We start from the raw sequence: 20,142 nt of genomic DNA on the forward strand, positions 1-20,142 counted from the left end.
TTTGCAGTATAAAATAAATATTGATGTTAGTCTGTGACAAAGTCACACTTTTATGTAAAAGAAAATCATCGATTTTAGTGAAAAAACATTTACGAAGACCGTGGAAATTGATATAATGAAGAGAATCTAATGTTTAAGTCAGAGAAACTCTGTAATTGCCGACAGGTTTTCAGCAAAAGAGGAGAGTTTATGAAAGAAATAGAAGAGTTGTCCGGACTTTTGGACCGGGAAGGAATCCAAAACCTGGGAAAAGAGCTGGGACATGCCATACAGAAAAAATTAGAAAAAAGCGGAATTTATTTTCGGATTTTTGCCAGAGTAAAGGAGGCGGGTTCTGTCTGGCACAAGCTGGAGTGGAAGAAGCAGGAGTATCTGGAACGGGATAAGAAGCTGCAGGATATCGCGGGAATTCGGATTGTGCTGTATTATATGGACGATATTCCCATCTGTAAGGAACTGTTGAAAAGCACCTATTCTGTCATCGAAAAGGACTCCCACGAAGACATTCCAAAGGTAAATGAATTTAATCCCCTGCGTATGAACTATGTGTGCCATATGCCGGAAGAATTTGTAAAGCGATTCCCGGAGGAGCTTTTTACCAATTACCGCATTGACAAGACCTTTGAAGTGCAGATTCGCACCACCTTTTCCGAGGGTTGGCATGAGGTAGACCATGACGTGCGGTATAAGCACAAGGAAGAGTGGGCGCAGCACTATGAATTTTCCAGAGAACTGAATGGAATTTATGCTACGCTGGAGGTATGTGACCGGAGTATGGTGAATCTTCTGGAGCGTTTGGCTTATCAGAATTATAAAAACAGGCAGATAGAAGCCATGATACGGAATAAGTACCGCCTGCGTTTTGAGAATCCAAGGATTTCGGTGCCACTGCTGGAATTTCTTCAGAAGGATACGGAACTGGTGAAGCGAATCTACCGTTCTCCAAGGGAAATTCCCATGCGTTTCTTTGCCAGCAGTCTGTCCGAGGGGATTCCCCTGACGGTGGACAATCTGGTGCTTGTGTGCAATGAATTGTGCCTGGGACAAAAAGACCTCGAAGACCGCACTCCCATGCTCATACGGGAAAGAACAGGACAATGGCAGGAAAAGCAAAAAATTTCTATTAATATGAAGAAATCTGTTGACACAGAGTTCTACTTATAATATAATAAACCAATGTGACGTGGATTGGAAATGCCTAGCCAAAAGCCCCGGTATGGTATGTTCAAAGGCGTCCTGTTTAATTGATTTATGATGATGAAAATATTCTATATTGTTGATAATAGGAGGTAAAACCATGAACACTTATATGGCTAATCCGGATAAGATTGAAAGAAAATGGTATGTTGTTGATGCTGATGGACAGACATTAGGACGTCTTGCATCTGAAATTGCTAAAGTTTTAAGAGGAAAAAACAAACCTGTTTTCACACCTCACGTTGACACAGGTGATTATGTAATCGTAGTAAACGCTGAGAAAGTAAAAGTTACAGGCAAGAAGATGGATCAGAAGATTTACTACAACCACTCTGAATATGTTGGCGGTATGAAAGAAACAACATTAAAAGAGATGATGGATAAAAAACCTGAAAAAGTTATTGAGCTTGCTGTTAAAGGTATGCTTCCAAAAGGACCATTAGGAAGATCCATGATTAAAAAATTACATGTATACGCTGGACCAGAGCACAAAAATGCAGCTCAGAAACCAGAAGTATTAACATTTTAATAGGAGGTAAATCACAGTGGCTAGTACAAAATTCTATGGAACAGGAAGAAGAAAATCATCTGTAGCTCGTGTATACTTAGTACCAGGTACAGGTAAAATCACAATCAACAAAAGAGATATTGATGAATATTTTGGATTAGAAACATTAAAAGTTGTTGTTCGTCAGCCATTAACACTGACAGAAACAGCTGACAAATTCGATGTTTTAGTAAACGTTCATGGTGGTGGATTCACAGGACAGGCTGGTGCAATTCGTCATGGTATCTCCAGAGCATTACTGGAAGCTGACAGCGAATACAGACCTGCTTTAAAAGCAGCTGGATTCTTAACTCGTGACCCACGTATGAAAGAAAGAAAGAAATACGGTCTCAAGGCAGCTCGTCGCGCGCCTCAGTTCAGCAAGAGATAATTATTATATCAAGAGAACATACAAAGAGAAGACTTACAAACCCCGAAAAATCAAGGTTTTTCGGGGGTTTCTTTATGTTTTAATAAATGTATAATTCTTGTGAAAAAGTACAAATTTCTATGCGTAGCCAACAAGCAGGAAACAGGCAACCAACAATTCGGATTGAATAAAGAAAGGGTTTTCTGCAAGTGTTCCGTAACACAGAAAAAAGAAGGTCATCACTGACCTTCCTTCATATCTTTCCACATATGTCTTAATTCATTGACTGATTTGAATTCCCATACCTGACCATTCTTGAAGATGATTTTGTGGTCATCTATCCCTGCAATATCCTTGAAGTAGCACCTGCACACTTGCCACTTCAGAAGTTGTTCATATGTTTTTGAATCAAACCCACACATTTCTTCAGCTGTCCTGATGGGATGTGTTAATTGCATGATATGCCTTAATTCCTTTGTTGTCCTACATAGGATTTCATCAGAACCATCAGAATCATTGATGAATCCTTTCTTCAGTTTGATGTAATATCCTGTTGTTGGAAGATAGGATGCATTTTGAATCATAGGATGATATTTTTCTTTGACTTCCCATCTTTTCAACATTGACACCATATCATCTGATTTATGTTCTTTTTCAATGTCTGCCCTGATAAGTCTTGCAACATATTCATTCACACTGATTCCAATGATGGAACTGACTTTTTTCAATCTGTCCTTTGTTCCAAGTGGAAGTGCTAATTCTAGCCTATCATATTTTGTGATTCTGTTCTTCTTTGTCTTTTCCATTTATACCACCTTATCAAATTTTGTTGATTGCATCAAGTAATTCTTCAATTTCAAAATGCGTATATACAGTTTCTGTGACACCTTGTCCTTTATGACCAACAATCTTCTTGATGATTCTTTCATCAACCTTTTCAGAAGAAAGAAGACTGATGCAGGTGTGTCTTGTTTCATGTGGTGTATGCTTCATTCCCATCTGTTCCATCATTGGTGACCAATATGAATCATAATAATTTCTATATGTGAAGTGTTTTCCTTCAGGTGTAGAAATTAAGTATTCACAATCATTCATATCCATCCATTCTTGAAAGAATGGAAGAACCTTGTCAGCAATAGGAACAGTTCTGATTCCTGCTTCAGTTTTTGCCTGAACTACTTTGAACCATTTTTCTTCAAGGTTTACATTTTCTTTCTTCAGGTCAAGCAGTTCCCCTATTCTGACACCTGTGTATATCATTATAAGGATGACTTTGATATATGGTGAAGAATCTTTCCACTTCCAAACTGTTTTGACTTGTGCCTTTGTGAATGGTTTCCTGTTGAATGAATTTGGATTTCCTGCCTGTGTAATATCAACATATCTGACCATGTCCCTTTTGTCCTGTGTGACTATTTCATGCATAACAGCATAGTCATACATCAATCCCCATAGTATTTTTAATTTCTTCAGTGTTGGGGTGTTTTTGCCTGATTCATCAACAATCATTTGAAGATGGTCAAGTTTGATGTCTGTGACCTTCATGTGTTCAATTTTTCCACAAAGTCTGTATGATGCTTTATAACCTTTTACGTTAGAATCACTGACCTTTGGAAAATGAACATCAGACCATTTATCATATAATTCTGCAAAAGTCATTCTATCAAGATTTAGGTCATAAGGGTTTCTATTATAATCTGCAAGTGCAAGCATTGCTTCTTTTTGTGTTGCATATGTACCAACAACCTTTCTTTTCTGAATGACTTTTCCTGATTGCAAGTCAATGTCCCAACCTTCAGTGATTCTGACACACCAAGGTTTTCTTCTCTTTCCTGATAATTTATAAACTGAACCGTATCCATTTGGTTGACGCATAATCATTACCTTTCCTTTCTTGTGTAAAATAAAAGGTATGTGATATAATAATCTTGTTAAAGGGGAATATATCACATTCCTTATTCAAGACCATGATGGATGGCAGTCCATTGTGGTCTTATTTCATATTAGTTCCATTTTCCATTGACACCTGCAATTTCATCTAAAGCAGAATGAATTCTGCATATAGTACGAAATCTTGGTTTCTTGGTCAATCCCCTTCTCAGGTCGTTGACGGTGGATTTTCCAAGACCTGCACATCTAGCAATAGTTTTATCAGTGACACCCAATTCTTTCTTTCTGTTGTTCAAATAGGTGTTGTCGTAGTTTAGGAAGAATCCCTGTCTGTCTGCATATACATTGAAAACATTTTTTACAATCTGAATGAAGTCTGCATAACCATTGAAGTTATGGCAATCAACACCTGTTTCAAGATGGTCAAGCCAATCCCTAACCATTGCAAGGTTTATTGAATCAGTAATTGTCACCTGAATCTGTTCCATATCATCAGTCATGATAAAGAATGTTGGTTTCATTTCCTTATCAGGTTTTACACCCATATCAACAATAAGTCCTTTGTAGTTCCATAATGCTTTGAATCCTGTCTTCATAATAATTTCATCCTTTCTTGTTTTGAGTAACCACAGTTCTGAATCAGTTAGTTCCTGACCCTTGGATTTCCAAGGAAAAACCATGATTTTGTTTCCTGCTTGTTGGCTGTTGTTGTTAAAAAATAAAATAGACACCCATTCATGCAGGTTCTATCTGCTTTGAATGGGTGTCTATTTATCTTTGTACTTCAGCATCAGCAAATCAATATATTCTGATGCTTTTTGTTTTCCATCAGGATTCAGGGAAAGGAAACTTCTGAAAATGTCAATGTCATCTTCATTATAGTCAGGAAGACTGTCCCACACTTGAACTTCGTTTGACAGTGACTCTGTATCAATGTAATCATCCCAGTTTAAATCAGGATTGATGATTGTTGGTGATACATTAAGACATTTAGCTATTTTCAAAACAGTTCCAACTCTAGGTTGTGTTTTTCCATATTCAATGTCCTGAAGTCCTCTGACAGTCATTTCAATGTATGATGCAAGGTCTTTCTGTTTTATTCCTTTTTTCTTTCTGATGGTTTTGATATTGTCACCTACTGTCATGTTATCACCACCATGTTCCCATTCTAACATATGCAGTGATAACTGTGAAGTATTTCTTCAGCAAGAATCTTTGATGCAGTCATGTTTTAGAAGTATATTGCTAACGAAGTGCGAAATAAATTCACAGTGCAATATCTATTGAAAAACGAAGTAAAACGTGTTAAACTATAAAAAACACGAATTAAAACGTATTTTCATTATTAGAATAGCACGTTGAAGTTCGTGTGTCAACTATTTAAGCTAAATTATTTAATTAAAAAGGAAAGGGTGAACAATTATGAGAATTGACACAGAAAAACTTGATGTTTTGATTGCGAATAAGGGATTGATGTTGAAGGATGTTGCATCTGCTTCAGGAATCACAGAAAATTGCTTCAGAAATATCAGAACAGGGAAAGCAGTACCAAGACTTAGAACAATAGGAAGAATTGCTTCAGCACTTAATGTTAGTGTAAAGGATTTGATTATCAAGGATGGTGAAGACTAATGGGTTGGAAAGGTAATAAAGAAGTATTCAAAGGATATGCAACAGGTGATGGAAAGAATCCAACCATGAAGGTCAAGGATGCAAAACTTCTTTCATGGGAACAGATTGAAGGAAATCATTCCTTTGGTGCAATCCTGAACAAAGATTATGTGGACATTAGTTTTGACAGTGATGAACTGTCACAGAAGTTTTGGGATATGGCAGAACAGAACAATTGGAATTGTCTGATTCTTGAAAACCCAAACAATGGACATATTCACAGTTATTGGAAAGACACCCATCACAGAATTGAAAAGGGTGGAAAGGACAAGAAACTTGCAGTTGGATTGATTGCTGACATTCATTCAGGTTCAACATACATTCCTTTGAAGGTGGATGGTGTGGACAGATTTCCACCATCCTTTGAACCTTCACAGGTGGATGAAGTCCCTGATGAACTTCTTCCTGTGAATACACAGATTGACCTGATGGACTTGTCAGAAGGTGATGGAAGGAATGACAGCTTGTTCAGATATATCTTGGTGCTTCAGGGTGCAGGGATGGAAGAAGATACCATCAGAAGGGTATTGAAAAATGCAAATGAATTTATTCTGTCGGATGCACTTAGTCAGGATGAATTAGATGTCATCTTGCGTGATGAAGCATTTGAAAAACCTGTGTTTTATAATGGAAAGACTTTCATGCATGACAAGTTTGGTGATTATATGATGAAAAAACATTATATAAAAAGAATCAATGGTCAACTTCATTGTTATAGAGATGGAATTTATATGACAGGTGGAAAGTATATTGAAAATTTGATGACTGATGAAATAAGAAATATTAAAGCTAACCAAAGGACAGAAGTTTTGAAATATATAGAAGTCAGAATTCCTGACAGTGAAGATGTTCTGATGCAGGAAAATTTAATTGCATTCAGAAATGGAATTTTAAATATTAAGACAGATGAACTTCTTCCCTTCAGTCCTGAATACATTGTCACCAATAAAATTCCTTGGGACTACAATCCTGAAGCATACAGTGAACTGTGTGATAAGACATTGGACAAAATCAGTTGCAATGATAAAGAAATCAGGGCATTGCTTGAAGAATGTGCAGGATATTGTCTGTATAGGAAGAATAAATTGCAAAAATCCTTTATTTTAACAGGTTCAGGAAGCAATGGTAAATCAACTTACTTGGAAGCATTGAAATGTATGCTTGGAAGACAGAACTATTCAGCACTTGACCTTGCTGAATTAGATGATAAGTTCAGCACTGTCATGTTGGCAGGAAAACTTGCAAACATTGGTGATGATATCAGTGATGAATTCCTGAAGGGGAAAACACTTTCAGTATTTAAAAAAATTGTCAGTGCAAACGATATCAAAGCAGAAAACAAAGGTCAGGATGCATTTACATTCAAGCCATACACAAAACTGTTATTCAGTGCAAACAATATTCCAAGAATAAAAGTGCAAGGATTTGAAGCAATCAAAAGAAGAATTTTAATCATACCATTCAATGCAAAGTTCAGCAAGGATGATGATGACTATAATCCTGATATTGAAGACGATTTAAAAACTTCATCATCAATGGAATATTTAATTTCCATTGCATTGAAGGGATTGAAAAGAGCATTGTATAACAAACAATTCACTGAAGCATCTAAGGTGAAGAATGAAGTGGAACAGTTTGAAAAAGACAATAATCCTATTCTTGGATGGTTGGAATCATTGGAAGAATCTGAAGATGATTTGATTTCTTATCTATGTAGAAATTCAGTTGCAGAATTGTATTTGCAATTTGAAATATTTTGTCAAAATAATGGATTTGAAGTTGTAAAGAAAAAAACATTTTTGAATGATTTAAAGAAAAGATTCAATTTATACAGTGACAGAATGAAGACAATGGTGAATGGTCAAAGACCTACTATGTTATATCCTATTGCCATGTAATTATGACACATGACACGACATGACACAAAAAGTATTTATATTACAACAATAAATAAGTATATATATATACATGAAATATTTATACTACTTTTTATATTATATAAAATATAAAAAGTAAGGAAATTTCTTGTCATGTGTCATATCGTGTCCTGATATATGAAAAACCTTGTAAAATCAAGGGTTTCAGAAGGACATGAAAAAGGACATAGGACAGGACACGAAAAAGGACATGAAGAATAGAAAGGGAAAAGTTATGAATTTTTATGAAGATATTAAAACAATTATGCAGATGAAAGATTTGAAATCAGTTGCTTGGAAAGTCACAGGTGAAAATCCTGCATTTGAATGTGAAAGAGTGCAAGTAAGATTTGAAGATGTGGAAGGGTCTGTATATGAATTAGTTATTCATGATGAAAGAACCATGTATAAAAAGTATAGAAATCAAGAAGAAGTGATTTTAAATGTTGCATTTTGTCATTTTGGAATCATTCCATCAGGTGAATGGATAGGCATAACAACAGAGATTGAAACAATGGTGAATATGTGCAGGGAAAAAGCAAAATATGATGGAACATTCTTTGTGAATGAAGAAAGATGCATTTGGAATGAATTTGAAGTTCCTGTTCATGTATTTTGATTTACCATGCAGATTCATGATATTTAGGGTTTTTGACTATATAAGGAAGGGAAAGAAATGTATTGTATAGATGAATCGGTTTTGAAGATGATTCCTTCAGATTCAATGTCATGCAATTTCAAGGTGGAAGGAAGAAGACACACTGTGATGCTTGAAGTGGTAAAAGTTGGATATGGGGACAGAAGATATTTTGTCTGTCCCTGCTGTGGAAAGAAAAGAACTATCCTATATTATATCAACCATGGATTCAAGTGCAGGGATTGTGGTCACTTCAATCCATACAAGAAGATACAGAATGGAACAAAGGGTGGAAGTTCTGAAATTCAATACAGAATGGAAAGGTATGCGAAAAAGAATAATATTGAAATTGTCAGATTTCCATTCAATTATATGGACTACATTCAGGATGAAAGACTGATGAAGAAAGGAAAGGATTCATTCCGAATGAAGTTGAAGGTCTTGCAGGCATTGGAAAACATGAGATTCCAAACCATTATGATGAAGAAGACATTCAGCAATCAAGCAATTAGGAAAGTAATCAGTGAAAAGCATCCAATACTTCAGAAAGTATCATTGAAGGATATGACCATGATTTGGTATGATTGGGAATCTGATTCAGGGAAAGGATTCACCATTCCTGCATCACATAATAGGGTCAGTCAATTGACAAAAGATGCAATGAAAGGGATATAACCAACACACAGAATATAAAATAGGAAGGAAATAATAAGATGAAAGAATTCAAATATGAAATCAAGAAACACATTGCAACAGTTAGCAAATCAAATGATGGACAGATTGCATTGGAAGTCAATCTGATAAGTTATAATGATGCACCTGCAAAGGTGGATGTTAGAACATGGAACAAAGAAACAGGAAAGATGTATAAAGGAATCACCCTGACACATGAAGAAGCTGAAAACCTAGGTCAGATTCTTCTTGGAATGTAATGCAGGAAAGGACAGTGTAGATGTCAAAGAACAGGAAGTCATTGGAAGTTATGAGAAATCTTCTTGGTGAAGAACTGTTTCAGGTTATTACAGAAACTTTTGCAGGGGAAAAGATAAAGTTTCCAAAGAACGTGGAATCATTAGACAGGGAAGGAAGAAACAAGAAGATTCAGGATGATTTTGAAAAAGGTGAGAAAGTCACAGCCTTGATGAAACAATATGAACTTTCAGAATCACAGATATATAAAATTATTGGAAGGATGTCTTGATGACTTCCTTCTTTTTTTATTTGGTCAATTAAGAACAGTAACTATTGATAATGAACCTTGGTTTGTAGGTAAGAGGTAGTAACATTCAAGGATATTGATACCGTACATAAAAGACCTGATGGGACTGCAAGACGAAACTTTAATCAGAATCGACAGCGGTTTATCAGCGGTGTTGACTTCTTCAAAGTTTGTGCGGATGAAATTCGTACACACAAAATTGCCGAAATTTCACCAAAATCCAACGAACCTTTAACTCTTATCACAGAAACAGGTTACCTGATGTTAGTGAAGTCCTTCACAGATGATTTTCTCACAAGTGACCATGAATGAAAGTATGAATCCATTTTGTATAGTGATATAATTATAATAGAACAGATATAACAAATGAAGGGTAAAATGACTGATAAAGATAAGTATTTTGAACAGGCAACACAAAAGACAGGAATCCTGTCAGATGTGGTTAAAGTTCTGAATAGATTTGTGGAAGATTATGATTTTGCTAAATTGAATATGAAACAGAGAATAACAGAACTGAAGAACAGTCCTGTTCCTGAACAGAATCAGATGGAAATATTTGATGATTTCAATGCAAGAATTGAATATATCAGAAATGATTCTGTCAGAAGTATTCAGGACATTGTAAAGCAGGTGAAGACGGAAATATCAAGAATTATTGCTTCAAACCTTCCTGATGGTGCAATGGATGATATTCAAAGTATTGAAAGGATGGAAGGTCATCTGACAGATGAAGATGTGAAAGCATACTTGAATAAATATAGGAAATGTTATCTTGTTACCAAAACACTGTTCAAATCAATGGATACAGTGCAGGCAAAAAGACTTGGTATTGATTTCATCAGTGCTGATGACATCATTGAAAGTCTTGAATCCATTGAAAATGTTTCTGTCAATCTCATCAAGAAATACAATGGTTTTGTCCCTTATGAATTTGCCACCATGCTTGATGGGAAACCTATTCAAACTGTGAATGATGCCTTCAATTCATTTGCAAAATTCTTCATGTAACAATTTTATACAGTAGGTGAATTTCCTTTCTCTGTTTTGATAACAGCTTTCTGTTTCATCTGTTGTGAAAAATTGTAATAGGGATAATCTTCATGAGTGTCCCTTATTTTTTAGAAAGGTGGGATGTTCTGATGGTAAAAAATACAAAAATAGGATGTCAATGGATTTGTTTATGACCAATGAAGAACTTGTTGAACAGATTCAAAATGGTATCAATGTTCAGGAAAACATGGGAATTCTTTATGAGCAGAATGAAGTTTTCATCAGAAGGATTGTAAAACCTTATACTGCATATGCAGATATAGATGACCTGATGCAAGAAGCATATATTGGACTGCATGATGCTGTTGAAAAATTTGATTCTTCCAAAGGATTTTTATTTCTTACATATGCACCATATCAAATAAAAAATCGTTGTATAAACTTCATTAATCATTCAAGAGATAACATAGTTCCTACTTACATGATTTCAAGAATTTCAAAGTATAAGAAACTTGTTGCAGAACACAATGGTTCTGTGAATGGGGAAATGGTTAAAAAAGAATTAGGACTCACAACACATCAATATAAGGAATTAATAAAAACAATGCATCAAATGTCAACAATTAGTATTGATGTGACAATGAAAACAGATTCAGATGATAATATGACCATTGGTGAATTGATTCCTGATGATGGTGTGGATATTGAAACGGATGCAATTGAAAATGATTGTAAGATGAGACTATGGAATATAGTTGATTCTATTTTAGATGACAAACAAAAGGATATAGTCATCAGATATTATATTAATCAAGAATCATTAATAGATATGGCTATGGAAATGGGATGCTCACGTCAAAATATTTCAGTGATTAAGAGAAAAGCAGAATCTATATTGAAGAACATAACAGAAATTCAAGAACTTGCAGAATTTTGGGGTTATGATTCCATGATGGCATATTCAGGAAAGAATTCAGTTGAAGATATAGTAATCAGACGTATTGAATATGAAGAAAAGGAACACAAGATGATGGACATGTTGGAAAAGACCTTCAGAAAACTATATGAAGAAAGGAAGATTGAAAATGATAACACAGGAACAGAAAGACAGATACAAGTATCAACAGACTGAATCAGGGAAACAGGTGATTCAGTTGTTGGAAAAGATGAAAAATCAATACAATGATAAATTAAGTATTCATAAAAGTGCAATCAAAACAGGAAGATTGTCACCGCTTGTCAATGGTAACACAGGTGAAGTTGATAGATTTATAGAATATTAGGAAGGATGATACAAAATGAAAAATACAAACAGAGCAATTAAGGAATATAGTGAAGCAGTGAAACAGGCAAAAAGTGTTTATAATCAGGCAGTAAAACACATTGAAGGGAATTATATCAAAGGTAGTTCAGTCTATAAGGATGCAATGAAAACAGCCAAGGAAACCTTTGAAAATACAGTTAGAGAAATGAAAAGTGTGTTTGTGAAACAGGTTGAAAAGGATTTTGAAGAAACAAGAACGTCAATCAAAAACATTGTAGTGACTGCACCATCTGAAGAACTTCTTGGACTTCTTCCAATGATTAAGAATGGAATGATGACAGAAACAGAAATTCAGATGTTTTCTGATAAATTTGTAGGAAATTACATGGATGAAAAATTGCTTGCTGATGCAAAGGGTGAACAGTTTAAAACTATTGAATGGATGATGGATGATTTGAATAATCTTGAATCTAAAGTAAATGATTTCTTTGACAATTACAAAGGTGATGACCTTGCAAAGATTTCAATTCATACAGCCACAATGATGAATGGTTCGCCAGTTGAACTGATGAATAAAACTGTTGATGAATTCCTGACAAGATATGCAGGTCAGGAATAATGAAAGGGGGTGAGAATATGTGGAAAATCGTAGATAAGACAAAAACATCATATGATGATTCGTTTGAACACGTTGCATTCACAAATGATGCAACTGTTGCTAAAGCATTCAAGGAATCAAATGACTATGAAGTCACAAAGGTAAATTTCAATAGTGATGCAATGGGTATTGAAGTGTATTCAAGACATACATGGTTTGAAGTGAGAGTTCCAAACACACAGAATGAGTATGTGACATTTAGACTTGTTGGATATTTTAGTAATTACGAAGAAGCAATGCAGTCTGTTGGTGGTCATTATACATTCAGAACAATTCACAAAGAATCAGACCTGATTATTGGTAGAGCATCTGAATTGTATTAAAAATTTGAATAAATAATGAATGAAAGGGGGTTGATGAATCTTGAATATATTTAAACTTGTCGGTTCAATCTTCATAAAGAATGACAAAGCAAATGAAGACATTGACAAGACATCAAAGAAAGCAGAAAGCATGGCTGAAAAAGTCGGTTCTGCATTTCATAAAGCAGGTCAAAAAATCACAAGTGTTGGTAAAGCAATAGCACCTGTCAGTGCAGGTATGGCAACAGCACTTGGTGCATCTGTAAAATCTGCATCAGATTTTACTAATGGAATGGCTAAAATGTCAACACTGTTTGATACTCAAAAAGTTTCAGTCAGTGACTTGTCAAAACAGTTCATCAACCTTTCAAATAAAACAGGACTTGCATCAACTGAATTAGCTGAAGCAGGCTATCAGGCATTATCAGCAGGTGTTGATGTCAACAATGCAGTTTCCTTTGTGGAAACAGCAGGAAATCTTGCAAAAGCAGGTTTCACATCCACAGCAACAGCAGTGGATGTTCTTACAACAGCAATAAATGCCTATGGAGAACAAGCAGGAACTGCTGAAGAAATATCAAATAAATTAGTTAGAACACAGAACCTTGGTAAAACCACAGTTGATGAATTAGCGTCTGCAATGGGTAAAGTTATCCCAACAGCATCTGCAATGGGGGTCAACATTGACAACCTGACATCAGGCTATGTTGCACTTACTAAACAGGGTATTGCGACAGCAGAAGCCACCACATACATGAATAGTATGATGAATGAACTTGGTGATTCAGGAACTAAACTTGGTGGTGTAATCAAGGAAAAGACAGGAATGTCATTCCAAGAATGTATGCAGTCAGGAATGTCACTTGCTGATGTCCTTCAGGTCACAAAGCAATATGCTGACGAAAATGGAATTGCATACAATGAACTTTGGTCATCTGCTGAAGCAGGACAGGCAGTCAGAAATGATTGTCTGTTCTTTTTTCTGTCTTGGTGGTATGATAAGGATGAAGGAAGGTGTGTGTTATGCTGTCAGGTGAATTCTTGTCATTGTTTTGGAAGTATCTTCAATTTAATACTGAAGGTGATATCACAGGGATTTCTGAAGATGCACCTGATGAAGCAAAGAAAGCATTCAGGCACTTCATGAAACTGATGCAAGACCCACACAGGCATTATTAGAAGGTTATTGATAATTTCTTGGGGTTATTATATAAAAGGTCAGGAAAGTGATAATATGACAAAGTTAGAAAAAGCATTACAATCATATATGAATGCATTTGATAAAAGTTATCCTTTGGTTGCATCAATGGAAATGTCAGATGATGAAATCATTGATGATATTGAACAGTGCATTCAGTCAGGGACACCTGCTGAACCACCAACGCTTGAAGACGATATTGATTATTAGCCTATGGAAGGATGTTGATAATAATGATGTGGTATAAGAACAATCCTAATGACAAGGTATGGTGGAAAGATACATCTGAAAAGTGCATTGGTGAATTTGTGTTTTCTTTTGATAAGAAGAAAGAATTCAACATGTTCAGAGATTATCCACATGAACTGACAGAAGAACAAAAACAAATATTTGATGAAGAGAATCCATATTGGAAGGAATTCTTCAAAGATAGAAACTAAAAATATGGATTTTTGCAGGAAAATAATATAAAATTAGTGGAAAAGTAGACAAAAAGACATGATTTTTGTATTAAAATGTAAGAAAAATAATTGGTTTTGTTGATGTCAAGATATATCCATAGCCAACAAGTAACCAACAAAGCCTTTGAAAACCTTGATTTTTCGGATGTCGGAACTATGCAAGAGATAATCTGCTGTTCAAACCGTATCAAAATGGTTCAAAAACCCCGGAAAATCAAGGCCTTCCGGGGTTTTACTATATCTAAAAGGGCTGATATAGTTTGACTAAATTTGGCTAAACGAGAGCCATTTTCACCCAATTTTTAGTGGTCCGCAAGTGGTTAACCGGCCAAAAAGAGGGCAAAAAGAGGGGCGAGTGGTTCCCAAAGTGGTTAACCGAGAGCCGATTTTGGGGGTGTTTTGGGGGGCGCTTTTCAGCCCTATTTCCCCTCGTTTTTGGCTGTGGCAGTTTGGCATAGTTTGACCTAATTTGAATAATTGAATATGAATTTGATACAGCACTCAGTATAATGACTGGGTGCTTTTTTCGTTTCAGGAATTAGCATTCCGGCGATAGAAAGAGCCGTCACTTCATTTTTCATTTTGGAGTGGCGGCTTTTTCTATTTTCAGAAGCAACAGCAACAATCAGAAATGAGGTGAAGTCAATGAACACGCAAATCATCGCCATCTCCAATCAGAAGGGCGGCGTTGGCAAAACCACCACCTGTGCCAATCTTGGAATCGGTTTGGCACAGGCCGGAAAGAAAGTCCTGCTGATCGACGGAGACCCACAAGGGAGCCTAACCATCAGCCTGGGCAATCCCCAACCGGACAAGCTGCCCTTTACGCTGTCGGACGCTATGGGGCGTATCCTGATGGATGAGCCGCTTCGTCCCGGTGAGGGTATCCTGCACCACCCGGAGGGTGTAGACCTGATGCCTGCGGACATCCAGTTATCCGGTATGGAAGTATCTCTGGTAAATGCCATGAGCCGTGAGACTATCTTGCGGCAATATCTGGACACGCTGAAGGGGCAATACTCCCATATCCTCATGAAATCTATCACTGGTGCTATTTTACTTTCTCTTGAAAATGGGATATACTAATAACTATGAAAATATATTCTGCCACTGAGTGTGGACAGTTTTTAGATAAGGAGGACGTGTATGAAAAATCAATTAACGCCAAGCAGTTCCATGATTCTGGAAATTCGAGAGTTGCTGGAAAATTCCAGAAAAAATGTTGCCCAACAGGTTAATACGCAGCTACTGACAACCTACTGGAATATTGGACGGATTATTGTGGAATATGAACAGCAAAACCAGGTTCGTGCAGATTATGGAAAGTAAACCTTAAAGGAACTTTCTAAAGAGCTGACACAGGAATTTGGAAAAGGTTTTTCACGATCCAATCTGCAAAATATGCGGGCATTTTATCTTGCTTATGAAAAATGCCAGACGGTGTCTGGCAAATTATCTTGGTCCCATTACTGTGAGCTTTTAAGCATTTCCGATGATAACAAGCGTAGCTTTTATGAAAAAGAGGCTGTCAATTCCGGCTGGTCAGTCCGGGAATTAAAACGACAGATTGGCAGTTCGTTGTATGAACGACTGCTTTTATCTGATGGAGATGCCAACAAGGAAAAGGTTCTTTCGCTGGCACAGAATGGAATTGAAATCAGACAGCCATCTGACATTATCCGTGACCCCTATGTGTTTGAATTTTTGGGTGTGCCTGAAAATAAGCCCATGTTAGAAAGCGATTTGGAAAAAGCGCTTGTCGCACAAATTGAAAAATTTCTTTTGGAGCTTGGGCGCGGTTTTATGTTTGTTGGAACTCAGCAGCGTGTGACTTTGAACAATACCCACTACTATGTAGACATGGTATTTTATAACAAAATTCTTCGTGCTTATGTGCTAATCGAACTGAAAACAAAAAAGCTCACACCAGAAGCCGCAGGTCAACTTAATATGTACTTAAACTACTATGCTGCGGAAGTCAATGATCCAGATGATAACCCTCCTATCGGCATTATCCTCTGTACGGAAAAAGACAGTATTGCGGCAGAATATGCTTTGGGTGGCTTGTCAAACAACATCTTTGCATCCCGTTATGTTCTCTATATGCCCAATAAGGAGCAGTTGATTGCTCAGGTGGAAGCTGTTTTGAAAAGCTGGAACGAAAAGAAAGACAACGACCATGAATGATAAAGAACTGATTGGGAAAGTACATTCATCTGTTTATCACCAATGCCAGCAGCGCGGCTATGCAGCTCCAGTGGATGTGTTGATGGAAATTGGCGTTCTGCCAAAACAAAAATATGAGGACTGGCGGTTCGGGCGGGTAGATTACCTGGAACGGGTCTGTACCGTCAATCTGCGCAAGCTCTCGTTTATTATGCACCAGATGCGGGTGTATGCACAGAAAACCGGCTTAAAGCCATCATTCTGCTATTACAAACAGTGGGGCGTAAAAAAGAAAAATGGTCAGGGTCACAAGCCGGTGATTCCGCTGCGATTCAGCAAAATCGGAAATCCTGAAATTGAAAAATGGTACGCCACTCATTTTGTGGATACCAAACGGATTGTAGCTCTAAAAGCACAACAGAATATTGAAATTTCAGATTGATCAAAGGACAGCTCTCACACAGCTGTTCTTTTCTTTTGGGGAAAGGAGGTATGACTTATGGCAACCACAAGAATCATGCCGCTTCATGTCGGCAAAGGCCGCACAGAAAGTCGGGCAATCAGTGACATCATCGACTATGTGGCCAACCCACAAAAAACAGATAACGGCAGGCTTATCACCGGTTATGCGTGTGACAGCCGAACTGCTGATGCAGAGTTTCTTCTGGCAAAGCGGCAGTATATTGCCGCTACCGGACGAGTGCGCGGTGCTGGCTGGGAAAAAGCAGCATACCTCACGAAAGAAAATGGTCGCACATACAGAGCCGCCGAAGGTCAACTTGCTGGTGGATATTCAGGCAAAATTGCAGGCAGGAAAAAGTGCTGGTTATGCTCGTTGGGCCAAAGTTTTCAATCTGAAGCAAATGGCGCAGACCATGAATTACCTGTCGGAGCATAACTTGCTGGAGTACGCGGTTTTGGAAGAAAAGGCTGCGGCTGCTACGGTACATCACAATGAGGTTTCAGCGCAGATCAAAGCTGCTGAAAAAAGCATGGCAGAGATTGCCGTTTTGCGTACCCATATCGTAAATTATACCAAGACCTGTGAGGTTTATGTGGCATACCGCAAGGCAGGCTACTCTAAGAAATTCCGGGAGGAACATGAGGAAAAAATTCTGCTCCACCAGGCTGCCAAGAATGCCTTTGATAAGATGGGCGTCAAGAAACTGCCCAAGGTCAAAGAGTTGCAGACGGAGTATGCGAAATTGCTGGAAGAAAAGAAAAAAATCTATGCCGAGTACCGGCGTTCCCGCGAGGAAATGCGGGAGCTTTTAACGGCAAAGGCCAATGTGGCTCGGGTACGGAAAATGGAGGTAGAACAGGATGTTGAAAAAGACCACGGTCAGCTGGTCCTGTTCAAAAGCGTTCGCAGAACGCGCAGCCACAGAATGAAATTCTGTGTTCAAAGGGGCTTGTAGGCGCTACCCCTTTTTACCCGAAAATGAAAGGAGCCAGTGAGGAAACAGTCAAATTTCACTCACCTTAAGTATATTCTATCGTGCCGATTTGCACAAAGGAATAACCTTATTATGCCGGTTGATAGGATTGATTATGCTGATTTTTTGAGGATGATATTTCTACACACTTGTATTGTTCGAGAAAGGGAACTATAATACATCCTGTGGAGGTGCGAAATGGATTATATGACATTGAAAGAGGCCGCCGAAAAATGGGGCGTGACATCTCGTAGGGTAAATTATTATTGCTCTGGTGGGCGTATCCCCGGCGCTGTGAAGATGGCTGGCGTCTGGCTGATTCCTAAAACTGCGGAGAAGCCGATTGATGGTCGGACAAAACAAGGAAAGGAGCAAAAGCATGAGTAACATATTACTTCTTGAAGATGATCTGAGCCTGATTAACGGGCTTTCTTTTGCGTTCAAAAAACAGGGATTTGAATTAGTTGTTGCCAGAACTCTCAAAGAAGCAGATAGTTTGTGGACGGATGGAAAATACGATTTGCTGGTGCTTGATGTATCCCTGCCAGATGGCACCGGATTTGAATTTTGCAAAAAAGTGCGGCAAGTTTCCAAAGTTCCCATCATTTTTTTGACAGCGGCAGATGAAGAAATGAACATTATCATGGGATTGGACATTGGCGGAGATGATTATATTACAAAACCGTTTAAGCTGGGAGTGTTAGTATCCAGAGTAAATGCGCTGCTTCGTCGGGCAAAAGATTTCAGCTCCGCAGATACACAGCTGGAATCCAACGGAATGAAAGTGCTTTTGCTGCAAGGGCAGGTGTTTAAGAATGAAAAGCTATTGGATTTGACTGCCGCAGAATATAAGCTGCTATGTCTGTTTATGAGAAACCCGAACATGGTACTTACCAAAGAACAAATTTTAGATAAGCTATGGGACTGTGATGGGAATTATATTGACAGCAGTACCCTTACCGTATATATGAGGCGGCTGCGTATAAAGATCGAGGATAATCCGAGTGAACCGCAAATGCTCCTGACAGTTCGGGGAATGGGGTACAAATGGAATGTGACCCGGTGAGGTGGCCTATGAAAATATTTGCAAACAAAGAAATCAAAAAATTGTCTTTTGCAGTATCCGTTATTTGGGTAGCCTCCCTTCTGTTGACACAAGGGTTCTTATGGTTGTTCTATCAGCGGTTTTCTTTGTTCCTATTGCTAGTTTTCGTATTGGCAGGAGGAGCGATATTGGCGGTGGGTTGTTCTTATTTCAAAAAGCAAAATCAAGTCATGGAACAGGCAGTATCACAGATTCATGCGTATCTTGACGGCAATCACAATGCCCGTATTGAATGTGATGATGAGGGCGAACTATATCGGTTGTTTCATACCGTTAATTCTCTGGCGGCTGTCTTAAATGCTCACGCAGATAACGAACTCCGGGAAAAGGAGTTTTTGAAAAATACAATCTCGGATATTTCCCACCAACTGAAAACACCGCTGGCTGCTTTGAATATTTATAATGGTCTGCTTCAGGACGGGGATATGGAATTGAGTGCGGTAAAAGAATTTGCTGATTTATCCGAACAGGAACTTGACCGCATTGAAACGCTGGTGCAAAACCTGCTCAAGATTACAAAACTGGATGCCGGTGCCATTGTGTTGGAAAAGACCACAGAGAATGTGGCGGATATGATGCGGGATATTGAACTGCATTTTGCATATAGAGCCAGACAGGAAAAGAAGAAAATCATTCTGTCTGGCTCGGATCATCTTTCTCTTTTCTGTGATCGTGATTGGCTGTCTGAGGCAATCGACAATATTGTGAAAAATGCGTTTGACCATACGGAAAGTGGTGCTGTCATTGGCATTACATGGAAGGCGTTGCCATCAGGTGTTCAAATTGTGGTAAAGGACAATGGATGTGGCATCCACCCGGAAGATATACACCATATTTTCAAACGGTTTTATCGCAGCCGTTTTTCAAAAGATACACAGGGTATCGGTCTGGGCCTTCCACTTGCGAAAGCAGTAATTGAAGCACATGGAGGAGCAATCGAGGTAGACAGTGAGTTGGGCAGAGGGACAAGTTTCACGATAAATTTTCTGATTCCTACAAAATTGTAGGCTGATTGTAGGGTTACAGTAATATTTCAGTGCTATTCTTTCAATCGCAGACAGGAAAGGAAGCCTACCTGTCTGCATCGCAAGAACATAAGAAAGAGGTGTTTGCAC

At 37.8% G+C, this 20,142-nt stretch carries 25 protein-coding genes and 4 pseudogenes; 25 read left to right on the forward strand and 4 right to left on the reverse strand.

What is annotated here, in order from left to right; all coding sequences use genetic code 11:
• Positions 1-189: 189 nt before the first annotated feature.
• The 3 genes from G5A70_RS04190 (at position 190) to rpsI (ending at position 2,135) form a co-directional block, all read left to right on the forward strand.
• On the forward strand, positions 190-1,164 hold the full coding sequence (locus G5A70_RS04190; RefSeq protein ID WP_173748327.1) for a GTP pyrophosphokinase: 975 nt from the start codon (positions 190-192) through the stop codon (positions 1,162-1,164).
• Between the two features lie 133 nt (positions 1,165-1,297).
• Positions 1,298-1,726 carry a 50S ribosomal protein L13 gene (rplM, locus tag G5A70_RS04195; protein WP_173748329.1) on the forward strand — a complete coding sequence of 143 codons (429 nt, stop codon included), beginning with the start codon at positions 1,298-1,300 and terminating at the stop codon, positions 1,724-1,726.
• 16 nt (positions 1,727-1,742) lie between these two features.
• Positions 1,743-2,135, forward strand: a complete 393-nt coding sequence (gene rpsI / locus G5A70_RS04200) for a 30S ribosomal protein S9 (RefSeq protein ID WP_173748331.1) — start codon at positions 1,743-1,745, stop codon at positions 2,133-2,135.
• A gap of 218 nt (positions 2,136-2,353) precedes the next feature.
• Here rpsI and G5A70_RS04205 read toward each other — a convergent pair whose 3' ends face one another.
• From G5A70_RS04205 to G5A70_RS04220, 4 genes are all read right to left on the reverse strand, one after another.
• Positions 2,354-2,920 (reverse strand): hypothetical protein, encoded by a 567-nt coding sequence (locus G5A70_RS04205; RefSeq protein WP_173748333.1) that lies wholly within the window; start codon positions 2,918-2,920, stop codon positions 2,354-2,356.
• Between the two features lie 13 nt (positions 2,921-2,933).
• Positions 2,934-3,989 (reverse strand): tyrosine-type recombinase/integrase, encoded by a 1,056-nt coding sequence (locus G5A70_RS04210; RefSeq protein WP_173748335.1) that lies wholly within the window; start codon positions 3,987-3,989, stop codon positions 2,934-2,936.
• A gap of 128 nt (positions 3,990-4,117) precedes the next feature.
• A complete protein-coding gene (locus G5A70_RS04215) occupies positions 4,118-4,684 on the reverse strand; it encodes a hypothetical protein (protein ID WP_173748337.1) in 567 nt (188 codons plus the stop codon).
• 87 nt (positions 4,685-4,771) lie between these two features.
• The gene (locus G5A70_RS04220; RefSeq protein WP_173748339.1) at positions 4,772-5,149 is read right to left on the reverse strand and encodes a helix-turn-helix domain-containing protein; all 378 of its coding nucleotides are present in this window, start codon (positions 5,147-5,149) and stop codon (positions 4,772-4,774) included.
• Positions 5,150-5,426: 277 nt separating this feature from the next.
• Between G5A70_RS04220 and G5A70_RS04225 the strand changes: the two genes are divergently transcribed.
• From G5A70_RS04225 to G5A70_RS04325, 22 genes and pseudogenes are all read left to right on the forward strand, one after another.
• Entirely contained in the window at positions 5,427-5,636 is a 210-nt protein-coding gene (locus tag G5A70_RS04225) for a helix-turn-helix domain-containing protein (protein WP_173748341.1), read from the forward strand.
• Positions 5,636-7,573, forward strand: coding sequence for a phage/plasmid primase, P4 family (locus G5A70_RS04230; RefSeq protein WP_173748343.1), 1,938 nt, complete (start codon positions 5,636-5,638; stop codon positions 7,571-7,573). Before G5A70_RS04225 ends, G5A70_RS04230 begins: the two co-directional genes overlap by 1 nt.
• Before the next feature lie 229 nt (positions 7,574-7,802).
• Positions 7,803-8,210 (forward strand): hypothetical protein, encoded by a 408-nt coding sequence (locus tag G5A70_RS04235; protein WP_173748345.1) that lies wholly within the window; start codon positions 7,803-7,805, stop codon positions 8,208-8,210.
• A gap of 57 nt (positions 8,211-8,267) precedes the next feature.
• Complete coding sequence (locus G5A70_RS04240) at positions 8,268-8,903, forward strand: hypothetical protein (RefSeq protein ID WP_173748347.1); 636 nt, start codon at positions 8,268-8,270, stop codon at positions 8,901-8,903.
• A 38-nt stretch (positions 8,904-8,941) separates the two neighbouring features.
• A complete protein-coding gene (locus tag G5A70_RS04245) occupies positions 8,942-9,160 on the forward strand; it encodes a YdbC family protein (protein ID WP_173748349.1) in 219 nt (72 codons plus the stop codon).
• Positions 9,161-9,180: 20 nt separating this feature from the next.
• Positions 9,181-9,429, forward strand: a complete 249-nt coding sequence (locus G5A70_RS04250) for a Mor transcription activator family protein (protein WP_173748351.1) — start codon at positions 9,181-9,183, stop codon at positions 9,427-9,429.
• Between the two features lie 87 nt (positions 9,430-9,516).
• Positions 9,517-9,759: pseudogene (locus tag G5A70_RS16205) on the forward strand (ORF6N domain-containing protein); the annotation flags it as partial.
• A 54-nt stretch (positions 9,760-9,813) separates the two neighbouring features.
• Positions 9,814-10,455 (forward strand): hypothetical protein, encoded by a 642-nt coding sequence (locus G5A70_RS04260; RefSeq protein ID WP_173748353.1) that lies wholly within the window; start codon positions 9,814-9,816, stop codon positions 10,453-10,455.
• A gap of 172 nt (positions 10,456-10,627) precedes the next feature.
• A complete protein-coding gene (locus G5A70_RS04265; protein ID WP_173748355.1) occupies positions 10,628-11,569 on the forward strand; it encodes a sigma-70 family RNA polymerase sigma factor in 942 nt (313 codons plus the stop codon).
• A gap of 25 nt (positions 11,570-11,594) precedes the next feature.
• Positions 11,595-11,720 (forward strand): hypothetical protein, encoded by a 126-nt coding sequence (locus G5A70_RS15865; RefSeq protein WP_279606837.1) that lies wholly within the window; start codon positions 11,595-11,597, stop codon positions 11,718-11,720.
• 15 nt (positions 11,721-11,735) lie between these two features.
• A complete protein-coding gene (locus G5A70_RS04270; protein WP_173748357.1) occupies positions 11,736-12,320 on the forward strand; it encodes a hypothetical protein in 585 nt (194 codons plus the stop codon).
• A 17-nt stretch (positions 12,321-12,337) separates the two neighbouring features.
• The gene (locus G5A70_RS04275; RefSeq protein ID WP_173748359.1) at positions 12,338-12,682 is read left to right on the forward strand and encodes a hypothetical protein; all 345 of its coding nucleotides are present in this window, start codon (positions 12,338-12,340) and stop codon (positions 12,680-12,682) included.
• Between the two features lie 40 nt (positions 12,683-12,722).
• Positions 12,723-13,808, forward strand: coding sequence for a phage tail tape measure protein (locus G5A70_RS04280; RefSeq protein ID WP_173748361.1), 1,086 nt, complete (start codon positions 12,723-12,725; stop codon positions 13,806-13,808).
• An 87-nt stretch (positions 13,809-13,895) separates the two neighbouring features.
• Positions 13,896-14,069: a hypothetical protein gene (locus G5A70_RS04285; RefSeq protein WP_173748363.1), complete on the forward strand. Its 174-nt coding sequence runs from the start codon at positions 13,896-13,898 to the stop codon at positions 14,067-14,069.
• Positions 14,070-14,092: 23 nt separating this feature from the next.
• Positions 14,093-14,299 carry a DUF7675 family protein gene (locus tag G5A70_RS04290; protein ID WP_226853492.1) on the forward strand — a complete coding sequence of 69 codons (207 nt, stop codon included), beginning with the start codon at positions 14,093-14,095 and terminating at the stop codon, positions 14,297-14,299.
• Between the two features lie 666 nt (positions 14,300-14,965).
• A pseudogene (locus tag G5A70_RS04295) lies at positions 14,966-15,355 on the forward strand (ParA family protein); the annotation flags it as partial.
• 111 nt (positions 15,356-15,466) lie between these two features.
• Positions 15,467-16,507, forward strand: a pseudogene (locus tag G5A70_RS16095) (PDDEXK nuclease domain-containing protein).
• Positions 16,500-16,928, forward strand: a complete 429-nt coding sequence (locus tag G5A70_RS04305; RefSeq protein WP_173748368.1) for a hypothetical protein — start codon at positions 16,500-16,502, stop codon at positions 16,926-16,928. Before G5A70_RS16095 ends, G5A70_RS04305 begins: the two are co-directional and overlap by 8 nt.
• Before the next feature lie 57 nt (positions 16,929-16,985).
• Positions 16,986-17,835: pseudogene (locus G5A70_RS04310) on the forward strand (hypothetical protein); the annotation flags it as partial.
• A 285-nt stretch (positions 17,836-18,120) separates the two neighbouring features.
• Positions 18,121-18,309: a helix-turn-helix domain-containing protein gene (locus G5A70_RS04315; RefSeq protein ID WP_173748370.1), complete on the forward strand. Its 189-nt coding sequence runs from the start codon at positions 18,121-18,123 to the stop codon at positions 18,307-18,309.
• Positions 18,302-18,988 (forward strand): response regulator transcription factor, encoded by a 687-nt coding sequence (locus tag G5A70_RS04320; protein ID WP_173748372.1) that lies wholly within the window; start codon positions 18,302-18,304, stop codon positions 18,986-18,988. The genes G5A70_RS04315 and G5A70_RS04320 overlap by 8 nt, the downstream gene beginning before the upstream one ends.
• 8 nt (positions 18,989-18,996) lie before the next feature.
• On the forward strand, positions 18,997-20,034 hold the full coding sequence (locus G5A70_RS04325; RefSeq protein WP_173748374.1) for a sensor histidine kinase: 1,038 nt from the start codon (positions 18,997-18,999) through the stop codon (positions 20,032-20,034).
• Positions 20,035-20,142: the final 108 nt, after the last annotated feature.

The organism is Blautia hansenii, from assembly GCF_013304445.1.
GTDB lineage: Bacteria > Bacillota > Clostridia > Lachnospirales > Lachnospiraceae > Blautia.

Excerpts from the sequence above, each read along its gene's own strand:
- G5A70_RS04190 (WP_173748327.1), top strand. The coding sequence starts at position 190 with ATGAAAGAAATAGAAGAGTTGTCCGGACTTTTGGACCGGGAAGGAATC.
- rplM (WP_173748329.1), top strand. The coding sequence starts at position 1,298 with ATGAACACTTATATGGCTAATCCGGATAAGATTGAAAGAAAATGGTAT.
- G5A70_RS04205 (WP_173748333.1), bottom strand. The coding sequence starts at position 2,920 with ATGGAAAAGACAAAGAAGAACAGAATCACAAAATATGATAGGCTAGAA.
- G5A70_RS04210 (WP_173748335.1), bottom strand. The coding sequence starts at position 3,989 with ATGCGTCAACCAAATGGATACGGTTCAGTTTATAAATTATCAGGAAAG.
- G5A70_RS04215 (WP_173748337.1), bottom strand. The coding sequence starts at position 4,684 with ATGGTTTTTCCTTGGAAATCCAAGGGTCAGGAACTAACTGATTCAGAA.
- G5A70_RS04220 (WP_173748339.1), bottom strand. The coding sequence starts at position 5,149 with ATGACAGTAGGTGACAATATCAAAACCATCAGAAAGAAAAAAGGAATA.
- G5A70_RS04225 (WP_173748341.1), top strand. The coding sequence starts at position 5,427 with ATGAGAATTGACACAGAAAAACTTGATGTTTTGATTGCGAATAAGGGA.
- G5A70_RS04230 (WP_173748343.1), top strand. The coding sequence starts at position 5,636 with ATGGGTTGGAAAGGTAATAAAGAAGTATTCAAAGGATATGCAACAGGT.
- G5A70_RS04235 (WP_173748345.1), top strand. The coding sequence starts at position 7,803 with ATGAAGAATAGAAAGGGAAAAGTTATGAATTTTTATGAAGATATTAAA.
- G5A70_RS04240 (WP_173748347.1), top strand. The coding sequence starts at position 8,268 with ATGTATTGTATAGATGAATCGGTTTTGAAGATGATTCCTTCAGATTCA.
- G5A70_RS04245 (WP_173748349.1), top strand. The coding sequence starts at position 8,942 with ATGAAAGAATTCAAATATGAAATCAAGAAACACATTGCAACAGTTAGC.
- G5A70_RS04250 (WP_173748351.1), top strand. The coding sequence starts at position 9,181 with ATGTCAAAGAACAGGAAGTCATTGGAAGTTATGAGAAATCTTCTTGGT.
- G5A70_RS04260 (WP_173748353.1), top strand. The coding sequence starts at position 9,814 with ATGAAGGGTAAAATGACTGATAAAGATAAGTATTTTGAACAGGCAACA.
- G5A70_RS04265 (WP_173748355.1), top strand. The coding sequence starts at position 10,628 with ATGACCAATGAAGAACTTGTTGAACAGATTCAAAATGGTATCAATGTT.
- G5A70_RS04270 (WP_173748357.1), top strand. The coding sequence starts at position 11,736 with ATGAAAAATACAAACAGAGCAATTAAGGAATATAGTGAAGCAGTGAAA.
- G5A70_RS04275 (WP_173748359.1), top strand. The coding sequence starts at position 12,338 with ATGTGGAAAATCGTAGATAAGACAAAAACATCATATGATGATTCGTTT.
- G5A70_RS04285 (WP_173748363.1), top strand. The coding sequence starts at position 13,896 with ATGACAAAGTTAGAAAAAGCATTACAATCATATATGAATGCATTTGAT.
- G5A70_RS04290 (WP_226853492.1), top strand. The coding sequence starts at position 14,093 with ATGATGTGGTATAAGAACAATCCTAATGACAAGGTATGGTGGAAAGAT.
- G5A70_RS04305 (WP_173748368.1), top strand. The coding sequence starts at position 16,500 with ATGAATGATAAAGAACTGATTGGGAAAGTACATTCATCTGTTTATCAC.
- G5A70_RS04315 (WP_173748370.1), top strand. The coding sequence starts at position 18,121 with ATGGATTATATGACATTGAAAGAGGCCGCCGAAAAATGGGGCGTGACA.
- G5A70_RS04320 (WP_173748372.1), top strand. The coding sequence starts at position 18,302 with ATGAGTAACATATTACTTCTTGAAGATGATCTGAGCCTGATTAACGGG.
- G5A70_RS04325 (WP_173748374.1), top strand. The coding sequence starts at position 18,997 with ATGAAAATATTTGCAAACAAAGAAATCAAAAAATTGTCTTTTGCAGTA.